The organism is Cellvibrio sp. (assembly GCF_046347455.1).
Classification (GTDB): Bacteria; Pseudomonadota; Gammaproteobacteria; order Pseudomonadales; family Cellvibrionaceae; genus Cellvibrio.
Window position 1 is genome coordinate 243320 of sequence record NZ_JAXMGC010000004.1, and the last position, 14071, is coordinate 257390.

Below are 14071 nucleotides of genomic sequence, written 5' to 3' on the forward strand. Positions count from 1 at the left end.
AATAGATGGCAACTGCAGATTACGACATAGCAATTATTGGCGCGGGTCTCGTCGGTGCGAGTTTGGCCTGTACTATTGCCCGACATTCTGACGCTCATAGTCTCCGCATAGCCTTGGTTGAAGCGAGTGTTGATCAGCAGGCATTTAATGGCGAAGAATTTGACCCACGTGTTGTTGCGCTCACGCAAGCATCGCAAAATTTATTGGATGCGATTGGTGTCTGGGATGAAATAGCGAACACTCGCGTTTGCGCTTACCGTGATATGCACGTGTGGGACGGCGAGGGTACCGCAGAAATTCATTTTGATTGCGCGGAAGTTCGCACGAATTACCTAGGGCACATTGTCGAAAATTCTGTTGTGCTAAACGCCTTGCGGAAAAAAGTAGCTCAATACACAAATATCACCCTTATCCAACCGGCGCGCGTGACATCTCTGGTTAATGGCAGTTGCGTGCAAGTTGCTTTGGATAATGGCGAACTCATTAATACTAAATTACTAATTGCCGCAGATGGCGCACAATCTAAAGTGCGTGAAATTGCCGAGTTTGAAACCCGCGAATGGGAATATGGCCACAAAGCGATTGTTACGACTGTACAAACCGAATTACCTCACCAAGCAACAGCATGGCAACGTTTTATGCGGACAGGACCTCTTGCATTTCTACCGCTTTCTTCTGTTAATGGAAAACACTTTTGCTCCATTGTTTGGTCAGCAGAAACAGAATTGGCTGAAGACTTGATGCAATTGAATGATGAAGAATTTCGCACACGTCTTGGTGTGGCTTTTGAGCATCGCTTAGGAAAAATTTTGCGCGCCGATAAACGCTTTGCGTTTGGTTTGCGTCAACGCCATGCAAAAACCTATATTCAACCGCACATAGCCTTAGTTGGAGATGCTGCGCACAATATTCATCCATTAGCAGGCCAAGGTGTTAACTTGGGTTTGTTAGATGTTGCGGCTTTGTCGCAAGAAATTCATCGCGCGCTTGAGCGAAAAATTCCCCTGAATGATTTTTCCATTCTCCGTCGTTATCAACGCCAGCGCTTGGCAGGCAATTTAGTGATGATGAGTGCAATGGAAGCTTTCAAACGTTTATTTGGTAGCCAGTCGCTAATGATTACCTGGTTACGCAATACCGGTATGCGTCAACTCAACTCTTTAGCGGAGTTGAAAAAAATCATCATTAAAGCTGCTATGGGCTTGTCTTAATTTTTTGGATTTAAAATGACATTTGCAGAAATTGTTTCTATAGCTCCCTTTGAATGGAAAGCCATTCTCACTTCGCTTGCGTGTGGGACGATCATCGGTCTTGAACGTCAGCTGCGCGGCAAGCCGGTAGGTATTCGTACATCGGCATTAATTGTTTTGGGCACCTATATTTTTATCGCGGCATCTATGTTGGTGTCTAACGCAACCACGACCGATCCATCGCGAATCATCGGGCAGGTCATTACAGGCATAGGTTTTCTCGGCGCAGGTGTCATGCTGGCGCGTGATGGCATGGTGTGGGGCGTGACCTCTGCTGCAACCATTTGGGCTTTGGCGTCCATCGGTGTTTGTATCGCCATTGGTTACGATGTTATTGCGATCAAGCTTTCGCTTGTGGTGGTTTTTGTTCTGGCGGGTGTGGATACCATGGAGGATTATTCGCAGGCGCTCACGCGTGGTGTACATAAGAAATATCACGATTGGTTTGAAAAACAGAGTGATGGCGACAAGCCATCGTAAACATTGGTGTAAAAAAGTAACACTTATTCGTTGGATAACACGATGTCAAAAACCTTAAAAGTCGCAAACACTCTACGCTGGATATTGCTCGCATTCCTCGTAATGTCCGTTGCAGGATTTTTATCATTTGGAAATATTTACGGCTTATTCTTGGCGTCTGTTACCGCATTAATTGCATTTGGTGTCTATAAAAATCACCCTTTGGGTTATTTTGCAGCAGCAGCCTGGGGTTTAGCTGCGTTTCAATTGGCTAAACAAGGCTATGAATTTCAAGACATTAAGCGTTTTGCGATGACTGCCGGTTTTGTTGTAATACCCGTAGCACTCTTTTTGCACGAAGTTCTTGCCAGAAAAAGAGGCAGCAGTGCGCAAAAAAGTGTCAAAAATGAAACCGATAACCGCAATATGCCCGAGTAAAATGTGTGCTCCTTACACAAATTTGCGATATTGCGGAATTTAGCGCATAACTGCTTGAACTCATGTTTCACAAGTGCTTTAATTTTGAACTGCTGCAGATTGAGATTCGCCCCAAGAAAAACGCTTTTGTAAGACAACCGCTTGCTCAAGACACTTGGACGTACCACGACCTGAGCAATAGCTTTATTAACAAGCTATTTCACTCTGGCTTTTAGTAAAGTCGGTTATTTTGTTCGGTCAGCTTCGCTGACGTTTTATAGTAAGACGAGGAAAGTATGTCAGATTTAGTCTCTGGTGTTGTTAAGTGGTTCAACGACGATAAAGGCTACGGTTTTATTGAGCGTGAAGGCGGTGCAGACGTATTCGTTCACTTCCGTGCAATCAACGGCAGCGGTCGTAAAACCTTGAAAGAAGGTCAAAAAGTGACTTTCGAAGTGACCGCTGGTCAAAAAGGTCCGCAAGCGGAAAACGTAACTCCTCTCTAATGAGATGAGTTGTGAAACAAAGGGCGATTGAGCAATCAATCGCCCTTTGTTGTTTATAGCCACAAAATTTCGGGTACGCTTTTTAGGCGCACTTGAAGTCCAGGGTTCCCACCCCACCTCAATGACTTCTTACTACACATAGCTCATTCCCATGTATTTTGATATCACCTCTATTTTGTGGTTAACCGTTTTTGCCGTGGTTATCTTCTATTGGATTCACGCAGTTCGCAGCAAAGAAATTGCCGTTAAAGCAGCCGAAAAGCACTGCGAATTTATGCAGGTTCAATTTCTGGATCAAACTGTATTTCTAAAGAAACTCAATTTCAAACGCTACGGTGACGGCCGTTTGGGATTTATGCGTGAATATTATTTTGAATTTACCGTGAGCGGCGAAGATCGCTACTTTGGGCGCGTATTTATGCTGGGCAATCGTGTTGAAAGCGTAAATCTTGATCCACATCGTATTCACTAATTTTAATCAGGTATTGCTGTGGATCTTATCGATAAAATTATTTTTGTTTCAAAAAAGCTCGTTATGGAAAACGGAAAAGTATATTTCGACAATTATTTTGTGCGGACTAAAGCGATTAACGAAGAAGCGTTGGTTGTCGTTAAAGCCAATGGCGAAGAAGAAAATCTACCACTCGACCAAGACTTCTATGAGCAAGCTGAACCTGGTTTATATGAGTTAGATGATGGGACTCAATGTGAAGACCCGGACTATATTGCTGAGTTTCTGATTTTTGAAAATGACGAGACCTACGAAAAATTCAAAGATGATTATTAAGTAGAACAAACATGAGCGAAGAAAAGTTCCCAATCGAAAAAGTCGGCGGCTGGATAACTAAATCGTCAAACGTAGCCTACGAAAACCCTTGGCTAAAAGTTTCCCATGAAGAAGTTGTAACACCCAAAGGTACAGATGGTATTTATGGGGTCGTACATTTTAAAAATACCGCAATTGGTGTACTACCTATAGATGAAGAAGGTAATACGTGGTTGGTGAAACAGAGTCGTTACTCGCTTAATCAATACACATGGGAAATCCCTGAGGGCGGTTGTCCGCATGGCGAAGAACCTGCAAATGCAGCGCGCCGTGAACTCGAAGAAGAAGTCGGATTAAAGGCGGCGGAGATTACCGAATTGATGCGTATGCATTTATCCAATTCGGTAACCGATGAATTGGCAATTATATTTGTGGCTAAAGGTTTATCCGCAGGCCAACAAGCGTTGGAATCCACAGAAGATATCGAATATAAAAAGTTACCGCTCCAAGAAGCCATCGCAATGGTGCTGTCCGGCGAAATCACCGATAGCATTTCCGTTGCGGCGCTGTTGCGTTTGGCTTTGGTTACACGACCATAAAATTTGTGAGGCAGGTGCGGAACGCTAGACATTTCTAATCCTGCTGATTTGGCTTAATCAAAGAGAGTAGCCAATTCCATAAGGAATTTTTTCCTAGCATATACCTGTCTAACTGATCCTGATTATAAAAATAGTGCTCAGCATCTTTAAATAATAATTCGCGCTTTAGCATGCGTCGGTTAGGGTTAATGGATTTAATAACACGAGCAGGATTTCCGGCGGCGATGGAATTTGGTGGAATATCTTTTGTAACCACTGCGCCCGCACCTACAACGGAGTTCTCTCCAATCGTCACACCTTTATTAACGATAACGCTCTCGCCCAGCCACACATTATTTTCCAACACTACAGGTTTGGTGCATCTAAAAGGACGTATGCGGTTGTAGATTCCGTGCCAATCACTATCGCTAATATATACGTTGGCCGCGAACATGCAGTTATCTCCGATGCGAATGGAGTGAGCGGCAGAAATACGTACGCCGGGAGAAATCAAACAATAATCACCGATCCTAATTTCACCTGAACGCTGCTTGCTGGGCCAAGTGGTAAAGCGAATGCAATTATCTGGCGCGGCGATAATTTGCGCGTAATGGCCAATATGAATATTGCGGCCAAAAATCACCAGATGACGAGGATGCCCAATATCCAAACCTTCGCCCACGCTATCAAATTGCGGTGCGATAAAACGCCGCACATAAAAGCGGTTAACCGCTGAATAGATGCGTTTTACAAAGTAAGGCGTGTTATTACGGCGCATGAAAGAATTCGCAGCGAGGTTGTTGGTGAGTAAGTCTGTTAGAATGATGGCTTCATTATGCTTGAGACTCGCCATGCTGCCAAATGCACTAGATCTTCCGTTGGATATAGAATCGGTTAAAGGCTTTTTAGACGCGGAAGAGGCGCTGGCGCTTTATCATCACGCCGTTTCAGCAGCAGCGCGCGGCCCGCTGTTAGAAGTAGGCAGCTATTGCGGTAAATCGACTGTCTATTTAGGCACAGCCTGTAAGCAGCAGAACAGTGTTTTATTTGCGGTTGATCATCATCGCGGTAGTGAAGAACATCAATTAGGTCAGGAATATCACGATCCAGATTTATTTGATAGCCGTTTTAAAAAAATGGATAGCTTCCCCGAATTCCGCCACACACTGGCGCGCGCAAGTTTGGAAGATGTTGTTATTCCGATTGTTGCACCATCAGCGCTTGCTGCAAAAGTTTGGTCAACGCCGCTTGCCATGGTGTTTATTGATGGCGGCCACAGTATGGAAGCGGCGTTGACAGATTATCGCGCATGGAGTGTTCATGTAATGTGCGGCGGATTCTTGGCCATTCACGATGTGTTTCCAAATCCTGCCGATGGCGGAAGGCCACCGTTTGAAATTTGGAAGCTTGCACAAGAGTCAGGATTGTTTGAGGCATTGCCCTTAGTAAAAAGTTTAGGCGTTTTAAAACGCCTTTGATTTTCGCTTTTGTTCTAAAGTCCCCCTTATGGCTTCGCCGAGCACTGGAATAAAATGGGTGTAAAACAAACAGGAGGTTTGTTTTAGTGACTACGCGACATGGATGTCGCGTCGGAACGACAGCCATTTTATGAAGCGCGCAGGAAAACGAAGACGTAGGGTGCCATTTCTTTTGGCTACTTTTCTTTGGGCAAGCAAAGAAAAGTAGCTCGCCAAGAGGCGAAACACATTTTATAAAACGGCAGAAAAGTTTTTAAATTATTTGGTATGCCTGCCGCAGGCCTCACTTTTCTTTCATGAAAGCCATCCGTGGCTTTCACCCTAACGGGCAGCTGAGCTGTGCAAAATTACTTCCTGTAATTTTGTGCTCTCGCCAAAGAAAAGTAAGCAAAAGAAAAGCGACCCGTCTCGCTCGTGTTTCCTGCGCGTTTCGGAAAATTTAAGTCATAAATTTTCCTGCAATGCTCGGGGCGCTCTCATGGGACAAATGCACCCCGATCACGAGTTGAAGAGGGAGTCGGCATCCTCGCGTAGCGGGGATCCAGCTTTTAAAATTTTCAAACTATTTGAGTTAGCTATGACATCAACAACATTTTCATCTCTTCCACTCTCTGCCGAGATGCTCTCCAATTTGGAATCCCTCGGTTATAACGAGATGACACCCATTCAATCGCAAAGCCTACCAATTATTTTGCAAGGCCAAGACATTATTGCCAAAGCCAAAACCGGTAGTGGAAAAACTGCGGCCTTTGGTATTGGCATTTTGGCGATGCTGGATGTAAAAAAATTTGCCATACAATCATTGGTGCTTTGCCCAACGCGCGAACTTGCTGACCAAGTTGCAAAAGAAATTCGCCGCATTGCGCGTGCTACTCATAACGTTAAAGTACTAACACTTTGTGGCGGTGTTTCAATTGGCCCCCAACTAGGTTCGCTGGAACACGGTGCGCATATTATTGTGGGCACGCCGGGCCGCATTGTTGACCATATTGAAAAAGGTTCGTTAAAGCTCGATAACATAAAGCAGCTTGTTTTAGACGAGGCTGATCGCATGTTGGATATGGGTTTTGCTGATTCGTTAAAAGTTGTATTGAATGCCTGTCCTGCCGAACGACAAACCTTGCTGTTCTCGGCGACTTATCCAGACGAAATAAAAGCCATCAGCGCACACTGCCAAAAAAATCCGCAAGAAGTACACGTTGAATCGGTTCATAGCGATGTGAATATCGAGCAACATTTTTACGAGTTGCGTGAAGGTGAAGCAAAAGATGCCGCTGTACAAAAACTTCTCGCGCATTTCAAACCTCAATCGTCGATTGTGTTTTGCAATACGAAAGTTCAATGCCAGGAAGTATGCGATTTATTGCGCGCTCAGCGCATTAATGCGCTGGCATTGCACGGTGATTTGGAACAACGTGAACGTGATCAGGTTTTAGTACGCTTTGCTAATAAAAGTTGTTCGGTGTTAATTGCAACTGATGTTGCTGCGCGCGGTATTGACGTTAAAGGTTTGGATGCAGTAATTAATGTTGAATTAGCGCATGATAGTGAAGTTCACATTCATCGCATTGGACGAACGGGTCGTGCAGGTGAAAACGGTCTTGCATTAAGTTTGGTTTCACCAAAAGAGTTAGGGCGTTTGAATCGTTTGGAAGATTATTTACAAAAGCCAATCACGCTTGAACAGGTTCCGGAAAATGATGGTGCTATTGGCATAATGCCGGAAATGGTGACTTTAAATATCGATGGCGGTAAGAAAGACAAGGTTCGGCCCGGCGATATCATTGGTGCGCTGACCAAAGATGCAGGCTTACCTTTTGAAAAAATTGGCAAGATCGATATTTTTGAATTTGCTTCTTATGTTGCTGTGCATCAATCTATTGCGAAGCAAGCCTTGCAACACTTGCAAGATGGAAAAATCAAAGGCAGAAAATTCCGCGCGCGTAAGTTGTAATAGGTTTTTAAGATAAGAGATTTGTATGAAAAGGTTTTGGTTTCGTTTGGTGATTATGAGCGGTTGTCTGCTGTCGCTAGTAGCAACTGCTGATAACGCAGAAAAGGCAGCAACAGTCGGTCTTGCTGCTTCGAGCGCGAAACAAAAATCAGGGTCAGAAACTATTATCACCAATGAAGCTGATTATGCGGAACTGGTGCGGGCGAGGGAAAATCAACAAACAACTTCAGCAACATCTTCAACGATAAAGTCGTCTAACAAATCTTCCCAGGCGTCGAGCACATCAAACAAGCCTTAGTGCAGCGTTTTTCCACCGAGTAAAACACGTACGTCTTCTGGCGTGAAATGGTAATGTTTATTGCAGAATTGGCAGTCGATATCAATACTGCCTTTTTCAACTAACAACTCTTCCACTTCTGTTTTACCCAATGCAAGCAGGGCGCTTTCACTTCGCTCACGCGAGCAGCTGCACGCAAATTTAACTTGGGTTGGATCAAATACGCGAACCTGCTGCTCATGGAACAAACGGTAAAGAATTTGTTCGTGATCGAGTTGTAACAATTCTTCTGGCGTAATCGTGTTCGCCAAGGCTTCAATGGTTTCCCATTGGTCGCGGTTTTCTTCTGGCGTTTTTAATTGATGAGGCAGGGCTTGAATTAAAAATCCGCTAGCATGTTCGTTGTCTGCCGCAATCCAAAAACGGGTAGCAAGTTGTTCGGATTGTTGAAAATAATCTTCCAGGCAACCTGCCAAGGTTTCACGCTCAAGCGGAACAATACCTTGGTAGCGCTCCAATTTTCCGCCGAAGTTTTCTGCGCGTTTAGGTTCAATGGTTATCACTAATACGCCGTTGCCTAACAGATCTTGCATGCTGCCGTTGTTCGCCAATTCTTCGCTCAGTTCAACGTCTGGTTTTAAACGCACTATGCCGCGAATATTATTGTGATGATTGCACTCGGCCATGATGGTTGAAATAGCGCCATCGCCGCGCGCTTGCAAAATAATCATGCCATCAAATTTTAGTGTGGAAGACATGAGGCTGATGGCCGCTAAAAATTCGCCCAACAATTTCTGAATAGCAGGTGGGTAATTGTTGTGGCTGAGAATTTCGCGATAGCTCTCACCCAAAGTGACCAGTTCGCCGCGAATATCGCAGTCGTCGAAAATAAAACGGTTTAATAAATCGTTGCTAGGCATAATGAAATTCTTTAAAAATTTAATCGTCTGAATAAAGGTTGATACGCTGAAAACGGTGAATATGTCGGCGTTCGCGCTTGTCCGGTTTGTGATCGCTGGCGATAAAACTACCCATCCCGGCTTTACGCTCTGCGCTGCGCTTTTCGCGTTCCGCTTTGCTCTCTTCGGTTTCTTCGTACAGCAACATGGCTTCCGGTGAGCCGCGGCGTTGGTCAGAAAGCATTTTCACCACCACCACTTTTTCGTCCCAATCCTGACGAATGCTCAGCGTAATACCCACGCTAATTTCTTTCGCCGCTTTTACGCGCTGACCGTCGCAATGCACCTTGCCGCCTTCAATCGCCTGCTTGGCGAGATTGCGGGTTTTAAAAAATCGCGCGGCCCAAAGCCATTTATCCAAGCGGACCTTGGATTCAAGGTAAGGTTTGAACATGTGTTGTCTACTAAAAACTGAATCGGTTAAGCGGGCGGCATAATTTCATCAAAGTGATGAATGGCAGGAAAAGCATCCATGGTGCGTGCTTTTTGGCTGTCGGGCTGGTGAATGCCAATCAAATACTTTATGCCAAAGGTTTTTGCTGACTCCAAGATGCGGGCGGTATCGTCAATAAACAAGGTGCGCGCTGGATCAAAATGTTCGCGTGCTTGCAGCGCGTGCCAGAAAGCCTGCGCTTCCTTGGGCTGATTGAACTCGTGGGAGGAGATAATGATATCCAAATCTTTATCGATTTCAGTCACATCGAGTTTTAGCGACAGGCTCTGTGGGTGGGCGTTGGTCACCAGTAGGCATTTTTTGTGGTGTTTGCGCAGGCGCTTCAGGAACTCTTTTACATGGGGGCGAATCTGGATTTTGTGTTTTACCTCTTCTTTGAGGCTGCGAATATCCACATCCAACTGGCGCGACCAAAATTCCAAGCAATACCACTGCAAAGTGCCTTCGTACTGGCTGATATTTTCGTTCAAACGTTGTGTGGCTGTGGCAAAATCCACCTTGTGAATTTCAGCGTAACGTTTGGGCAAGTGCTCCAGCCAAAAAAAGTTGTCGAAATGGAGGTCGAGTAGAGTGCCATCCATATCCAACAGCACCGTATCTATTTGGTTCCAATCAACAAGCTGCGCGGCCATAAACGTCGTCATCAGTAAAAAGAGGGCAGTATGCCGACAAAACCCGAGATATTAAAGCGCGAAACCGTCATGCGCAGCCGCCTGTTCCGCGCCGACCAAGTGCACTTGCGCTTTAGCAATGGCGAGGAACGCCACTACGAAAAACTGGTGGGCGGTGGTCGTGGCGCGGTTTTAATTGTGCCGCTTTTGAATGACGATACTTTTCTGTTGGTGAAGGAATACGCGGTGGGTTTGGAGGATTACCATCTCGCCTGCCCTAAGGGTGCCATCGACGAAGGCGAAACCCTGTTGGATGCTGCCAACCGCGAGCTGAAGGAAGAGGTTGGCTACGGCGCGCGTAAGCTGACCTTCCTGAAAAAAGTTCATCTCTCTCCTTCGTACATGGAACACGGCATTAACATCGTGATTGCACAGGATTTGTATCCCGAGCGTTTAGAAGGTGATGAGCCAGAACCTATTCAAGTACAAGAGCTACCCATTGCCGACTTGCCCGACTTTTGCCTGCGCGCTGATGTGTGCGAAGGCCGCAGTATCGCTGCCTTGTTTCTTGTACGTGAGTGGCTGGCGAAACCTGAGAATCGTCTATGACGTGCGTGGATCAAGGCTTTACCGAGCAATTGATGGCGATTGCGCGGGTGGCGGGCGATGCGATTTTAGCCATATACAACGCACCTGAAACCGCCAACATCCAAACCAAAAGTGATGATTCCCCGCTGACGGCGGCGGATTTAGCGGCGCACCAGTTGATTGTGCGTGAGCTACCAAAACTGTTGGATGTGCCCATTCTCTCGGAAGAATCCCTCATGCCTTCATTGGCCGAGCGTCAGGCTTGGTCAACCTACTGGTTGGTTGACCCCTTGGATGGCACGAAAGAGTTCATCGCCCGTAACGGGCAGTTCACAGTGAATATTGCCTTGGTTGTAAATTCGGTACCGCGCTTGGGTGTGGTTCATGTGCCGGTAACGGGCGAAACCTATTTAGGTGTCGATAAATCCCTGTCGTCCGGTCAAGAAACCCGGGCAGAGAAATACCTTAACGGCGAGTTTGATCGCGTTTTACAAACCTCATCCATGTCGCAAAAACTAGCCAATCATCAGCCGCTTGGCGTACTGATGAGCCTGCGCCATGGTTCCCCGGAGCAAACCGCTTTAGTTGAGAAGCTGCAACAGTGTTGGCCTGTGCCCTTAAATCCGGTAAACGCCGGCAGTTCCTTAAAGTTCTGCTGGATTGCAGAAGGCCGCGCCGATTTTTACCCACGCCTTGCGCCCACCAGCGAGTGGGATACGGCCGCCGCCCAAGCCGTGCTCACCGCAGCAGGTGGCGCAGTGGTTGAAGCAAACAGCTTTGAACCCTTGCGCTGTAACACCCGCGATAGCCTGCTGAATCCCTTCTTTTTGGCGATGGGCGATGCCAGCTTCGATTGGCGGGCACTTTTATCCTGATTTCTGGTGTTTGTCCAAACGCTCAGATAGGAATAAAGGTTTCCACAACATCCGCCAGAATTTTCACCATCCTCTGGTAAACCCCACAATCTGAACTAGCCTTAAGTGCTGGACGACGTGTTTTTTGTGAAGCCAAAAAGGGCTCGCACGTTGTCATTGAATGGGAACTATCGCGCCGCGCGAGTTTCCGACTATCGGCGAATTATTTAGCCACTGGCACTATGACTAACGGGTATAAAGGACAAGATCCCCAAGTGTTGGAGCAACGCATCCAAGCGCTTGAAGCAGAGGTGAAACGCCTCGAGGAGCGTCTGCGCCATTCAAAAGCCGATGACACGGCCAACCACAAACCCGAGGGCGGTTTGATCCACAACTCCTGGCTCATTCCCTTCGGCCAATACCTGTTGATTGAATCCGATAAAGCCAACATCAACGAAGCGCTTGAGAAACTAGGGCGTTTATTCGATGTGGCCGATTGCAGCCTTTGGCGGCTGACCAACGCGCCTATTACGCCAGAAAATATTACCCCTTCCGCCTGGAGCTGCCATGGTCATTGGCAGCCCAAAAACGCGCCCAAGCTGCAAGAAAATAAGTGGTTGACTGGCATTTGGCGCAAAGATTCCGAGGTTGCCGCCAACCTAAATCGCGGCAAGCCCGTGGCTTTGTTGGCAAATGATCCACATCACGCCGAAGCCACTGAACCTCTGCGTAAAGCGAACATTTTCAGTTCGCTGCTTGTGCCTGTATTGCGCTACAACTTGCTAGAAGGCTTCGTGGTTTTACACCGCAAGGATCCACGCGGATGGTACACGCGCGATCTCGACCGTTTGATGTTTATTGCCACCGCGCTCTTTAATTTATACGACCGCCAACAATTGCTCGCTAAACTGAGCGACCGCGACACGCGCTTCAATTACGCGATTGAAGCGAGTAACGACGGCCTGTGGGATTGGAATATTCGCAGCGGCAAAATTTATTTCAGCCGCAGCTATTTGCGCATGTTGGGTTACTACTACGAAGATTTGCCCGGCAATTTAACTACGCTGCAAGATTATTTTTTGTATAGCGAAGATGCTGAAAAAGTCATGAATCGCTTGTTCGATGCGATTGATGCCAGCGACACTTACGTCAATATGCAATTTCGGATGCAGCACCAAAACGGCAAAATTATTTGGGTGCAATCCAAAATGAAATTTTGCGAACCCGACGAGTCGGGTAGGCCAACACGCTGCGTGGGTATCAATAACAACATCACCGATTTTATTCTCGCCCGCGAAGATTTACTCGCCGCCAAAACCCAAGCGGATATGGCGAACAAAACCAAAAGCGAATTCCTTGCGCGCATGAGCCATGAAATTCGCACGCCCATGAACGCCATTATTGGTTTGGGGTATTTGCTAAAAGACACGGCACTGGACGAGCAACAAAAAAGCTATTTGGGCAGCTTGAATTCCGCCTCTGATTCCCTTCTTCATATCATCAATGAAGTATTGGATTTCTCCAAAATCGATAGCGGAAAAATTATCCTCGAGCAATCCAATTTTGATCTGGATCAGCTATTTGAAAAAATATCCCGGCTGTTTGAAATCAGCGCCAGCAGCAAAGCTATTCGCATTGCTTACGACATCAAGGCAGATGTTCCTCGGTTCTTGCGTGGCGATGCGGCGCGCTTGAGTCAAATTATTGATCAACTCATATCAAACGCGGTGCAGTTTTCCGCATCCGCCGAAGTCGTGGTGGGCGTGAGCTTGCGCGAAGCCAATGCGAAATTTATAGAGCTTGAATTCAGCGTCACTGATTTTGGAAGAGGCATGAGCCCGGATCGCCTGACCAGTATTAATGAAAGTTTGAAAAACCATGTAACCATTAGCGACTCTGGCAGTCTACGTTTTGGTTTGGGAATTTGCGATAACCTCGTGCAGCTCATGAATGGCAAAATGCACATTGAAAGCGCTCCCGGCCAAGGTTGCCGAGTCACCTTTAACGCTCGCTTCGACCACAGTCATTTAGGTTCTCGTCTTTTGGGTAAACGTTCGCGCGAGCTAAAAAATATTCGCGTATTAATTGTGGATGATAATAACGTTGCGCGTACGGTAATGGCTAGCACTGCACGAAGCATTGGTCTTGCGGTTGAGGATGTTGAAAATGCCGAGCAAGCGCTAGAAAAAATCAATCAAGCTAACATGGCAGAACAACCATTTCACTTTGTGTTAATGGATTACCGCATGCCAGCAATGGATGGCGTAGAAGCTGCGGCCCTTATTAAGAAAAATGCTGCGCTGACTTTTAGTCCCCACGTGATCTTGGTATCGGCTTACCATCGCGACGAAATTCCCAATACCGATAATCTTGCGCTTAATATTGATGAATTTTTAAGTAAACCTGTTAGCGAGGCGCGCTTGCTGGAAACCATCAGCAATATCATCGGTAAAGATTCACATCTACAAACGATTAGCGCACTCAATCTGGACACATCTGAACAAGATGAATTCCTACAAGCCAAGCGTGTATTAGTAGCGGAAGATAATCTTGTTAACCAGCAAGTCGTTCGCGGCGTGCTCAGAAAGAAAGCCATGCTGGTGACTGTCGTTAATAACGGCCTTGAAGCTGTTGACGCTATCAAACATAGCCAAGAAGGTTTTGATTTGGTGTTAATGGATTTGGAAATGCCGGAGATGGATGGCATTACCGCTACGCAAAAAATTCGCTGCGAGTTGGAAAGTAACATTCCTATTATTGCGCTTACTGCGCAGGCCATGCGTGGTGATCGTGAGCGTTGCATTGCTGCGGGTATGAATGCCTACCTCTCTAAACCCATCAATCCTGAATTGCTCTACAAAACCATTGCAGAGCAACTTAAAGTGCAATCCTTGGAAAACGACGAAAGTTCCCATTAACC

The 14071-nt window shown here is 46.4% G+C and carries 17 protein-coding genes; 13 read left to right on the plus strand and 4 right to left on the minus strand.

Features of this window, described 5'->3' with window-relative positions; genetic code table 11:
• Positions 1 to 5 precede the first annotated feature (5 nt).
• The 7 genes from U1F02_RS09515 to U1F02_RS09545 all read left to right on the plus strand — a co-directional run bounded on the left by U1F02_RS09515 (position 6) and on the right by U1F02_RS09545 (position 3997).
• The gene (locus U1F02_RS09515; RefSeq protein WP_409990148.1) at positions 6 to 1211 is read left to right on the plus strand and encodes a UbiH/UbiF/VisC/COQ6 family ubiquinone biosynthesis hydroxylase; all 1206 of its coding nucleotides are present in this window, start codon (positions 6 to 8) and stop codon (positions 1209 to 1211) included.
• Between the two features lie 15 nt (positions 1212 to 1226).
• On the plus strand, positions 1227 to 1730 hold the full coding sequence (locus tag U1F02_RS09520; protein ID WP_409990149.1) for an MgtC/SapB family protein: 504 nt from the start codon (positions 1227 to 1229) through the stop codon (positions 1728 to 1730).
• Positions 1731 to 1772: 42 nt separating this feature from the next.
• The gene (locus tag U1F02_RS09525) at positions 1773 to 2147 is read left to right on the plus strand and encodes a hypothetical protein (protein ID WP_409990150.1); all 375 of its coding nucleotides are present in this window, start codon (positions 1773 to 1775) and stop codon (positions 2145 to 2147) included.
• Positions 2148 to 2422: 275 nt separating this feature from the next.
• Positions 2423 to 2632 carry a cold-shock protein gene (locus U1F02_RS09530; RefSeq protein WP_189420171.1) on the plus strand — a complete coding sequence of 70 codons (210 nt, stop codon included), beginning with the start codon at positions 2423 to 2425 and terminating at the stop codon, positions 2630 to 2632.
• A 151-nt stretch (positions 2633 to 2783) separates the two neighbouring features.
• Positions 2784 to 3104: a DUF3301 domain-containing protein gene (locus tag U1F02_RS09535; protein WP_409990151.1), complete on the plus strand. Its 321-nt coding sequence runs from the start codon at positions 2784 to 2786 to the stop codon at positions 3102 to 3104.
• Between the two features lie 18 nt (positions 3105 to 3122).
• Entirely contained in the window at positions 3123 to 3419 is a 297-nt protein-coding gene (locus U1F02_RS09540; RefSeq protein ID WP_409990152.1) for a hypothetical protein, read from the plus strand.
• Between the two features lie 11 nt (positions 3420 to 3430).
• Entirely contained in the window at positions 3431 to 3997 is a 567-nt protein-coding gene (locus U1F02_RS09545) for an NUDIX domain-containing protein (protein ID WP_409990153.1), read from the plus strand.
• 34 nt (positions 3998 to 4031) lie between these two features.
• On the opposite strand, the gene U1F02_RS09550 is transcribed toward U1F02_RS09545, so the two are convergent.
• Entirely contained in the window at positions 4032 to 4754 is a 723-nt protein-coding gene (locus U1F02_RS09550) for an acyltransferase (RefSeq protein ID WP_409990154.1), read from the minus strand.
• Between the two features lie 73 nt (positions 4755 to 4827).
• Here U1F02_RS09550 and U1F02_RS09555 point away from each other — a divergent pair, with 73 nt between their 5' ends.
• The 3 genes from U1F02_RS09555 to U1F02_RS09565 all read left to right on the plus strand — a co-directional run bounded on the left by U1F02_RS09555 (position 4828) and on the right by U1F02_RS09565 (position 7706).
• Positions 4828 to 5454, plus strand: a complete 627-nt coding sequence (locus U1F02_RS09555; RefSeq protein WP_409990155.1) for a class I SAM-dependent methyltransferase — start codon at positions 4828 to 4830, stop codon at positions 5452 to 5454.
• A gap of 577 nt (positions 5455 to 6031) precedes the next feature.
• A complete protein-coding gene (gene dbpA, locus U1F02_RS09560) occupies positions 6032 to 7408 on the plus strand; it encodes an ATP-dependent RNA helicase DbpA (RefSeq protein WP_409990156.1) in 1377 nt (458 codons plus the stop codon).
• 25 nt (positions 7409 to 7433) lie between these two features.
• Positions 7434 to 7706 carry a hypothetical protein gene (locus U1F02_RS09565; protein WP_409990157.1) on the plus strand — a complete coding sequence of 91 codons (273 nt, stop codon included), beginning with the start codon at positions 7434 to 7436 and terminating at the stop codon, positions 7704 to 7706.
• On the opposite strand, the gene hslO is transcribed toward U1F02_RS09565, so the two are convergent.
• Genes hslO through yrfG form a run of 3 tightly spaced genes read right to left on the minus strand, consistent with a single transcriptional unit; the run spans position 7703 to position 9730 of the window.
• Positions 7703 to 8605: an Hsp33 family molecular chaperone HslO gene (gene hslO / locus U1F02_RS09570; RefSeq protein ID WP_409990158.1), complete on the minus strand. Its 903-nt coding sequence runs from the start codon at positions 8603 to 8605 to the stop codon at positions 7703 to 7705. The two genes, U1F02_RS09565 and hslO, sit on opposite strands and share 4 nt — an antisense overlap.
• A gap of 19 nt (positions 8606 to 8624) precedes the next feature.
• On the minus strand, positions 8625 to 9038 hold the full coding sequence (locus U1F02_RS09575) for an RNA-binding S4 domain-containing protein (RefSeq protein ID WP_409990159.1): 414 nt from the start codon (positions 9036 to 9038) through the stop codon (positions 8625 to 8627).
• A gap of 26 nt (positions 9039 to 9064) precedes the next feature.
• On the minus strand, positions 9065 to 9730 hold the full coding sequence (gene yrfG, locus U1F02_RS09580) for a GMP/IMP nucleotidase (protein WP_409990160.1): 666 nt from the start codon (positions 9728 to 9730) through the stop codon (positions 9065 to 9067).
• Positions 9731 to 9760: 30 nt separating this feature from the next.
• Here yrfG and nudE point away from each other — a divergent pair, with 30 nt between their 5' ends.
• The 3 genes from nudE (at position 9761) to U1F02_RS09595 (ending at position 14069) form a co-directional block, all read left to right on the plus strand.
• Positions 9761 to 10318 (plus strand): ADP compounds hydrolase NudE, encoded by a 558-nt coding sequence (nudE, locus tag U1F02_RS09585; RefSeq protein WP_409990161.1) that lies wholly within the window; start codon positions 9761 to 9763, stop codon positions 10316 to 10318.
• On the plus strand, positions 10315 to 11172 hold the full coding sequence (gene cysQ / locus U1F02_RS09590; protein WP_409990162.1) for a 3'(2'),5'-bisphosphate nucleotidase CysQ: 858 nt from the start codon (positions 10315 to 10317) through the stop codon (positions 11170 to 11172). The genes nudE and cysQ overlap by 4 nt, the downstream gene beginning before the upstream one ends.
• A 221-nt stretch (positions 11173 to 11393) precedes the next feature.
• On the plus strand, positions 11394 to 14069 hold the full coding sequence (locus tag U1F02_RS09595) for a response regulator (RefSeq protein ID WP_409990163.1): 2676 nt from the start codon (positions 11394 to 11396) through the stop codon (positions 14067 to 14069).
• Positions 14070 to 14071 lie beyond the last annotated feature (2 nt).

Bases quoted from the DNA above. Each gene is read 5' to 3' on its own strand.
- U1F02_RS09515 (WP_409990148.1), top strand. From the start codon at position 6: ATGGCAACTGCAGATTACGACATAGCAATTATTGGCGCGGGTCTCGTC.
- U1F02_RS09520 (WP_409990149.1), top strand. From the start codon at position 1,227: ATGACATTTGCAGAAATTGTTTCTATAGCTCCCTTTGAATGGAAAGCC.
- U1F02_RS09525 (WP_409990150.1), top strand. From the start codon at position 1,773: ATGTCAAAAACCTTAAAAGTCGCAAACACTCTACGCTGGATATTGCTC.
- U1F02_RS09530 (WP_189420171.1), top strand. From the start codon at position 2,423: ATGTCAGATTTAGTCTCTGGTGTTGTTAAGTGGTTCAACGACGATAAA.
- U1F02_RS09535 (WP_409990151.1), top strand. From the start codon at position 2,784: ATGTATTTTGATATCACCTCTATTTTGTGGTTAACCGTTTTTGCCGTG.
- U1F02_RS09545 (WP_409990153.1), top strand. From the start codon at position 3,431: ATGAGCGAAGAAAAGTTCCCAATCGAAAAAGTCGGCGGCTGGATAACT.
- U1F02_RS09550 (WP_409990154.1), bottom strand. From the start codon at position 4,754: ATGCGCCGTAATAACACGCCTTACTTTGTAAAACGCATCTATTCAGCG.
- U1F02_RS09555 (WP_409990155.1), top strand. From the start codon at position 4,828: ATGCTGCCAAATGCACTAGATCTTCCGTTGGATATAGAATCGGTTAAA.
- dbpA (WP_409990156.1), top strand. From the start codon at position 6,032: ATGACATCAACAACATTTTCATCTCTTCCACTCTCTGCCGAGATGCTC.
- U1F02_RS09565 (WP_409990157.1), top strand. From the start codon at position 7,434: ATGAAAAGGTTTTGGTTTCGTTTGGTGATTATGAGCGGTTGTCTGCTG.
- hslO (WP_409990158.1), bottom strand. From the start codon at position 8,605: ATGCCTAGCAACGATTTATTAAACCGTTTTATTTTCGACGACTGCGAT.
- U1F02_RS09575 (WP_409990159.1), bottom strand. From the start codon at position 9,038: ATGTTCAAACCTTACCTTGAATCCAAGGTCCGCTTGGATAAATGGCTT.
- yrfG (WP_409990160.1), bottom strand. From the start codon at position 9,730: ATGGCCGCGCAGCTTGTTGATTGGAACCAAATAGATACGGTGCTGTTG.
- nudE (WP_409990161.1), top strand. From the start codon at position 9,761: ATGCCGACAAAACCCGAGATATTAAAGCGCGAAACCGTCATGCGCAGC.
- cysQ (WP_409990162.1), top strand. From the start codon at position 10,315: ATGACGTGCGTGGATCAAGGCTTTACCGAGCAATTGATGGCGATTGCG.
- U1F02_RS09595 (WP_409990163.1), top strand. From the start codon at position 11,394: ATGACTAACGGGTATAAAGGACAAGATCCCCAAGTGTTGGAGCAACGC.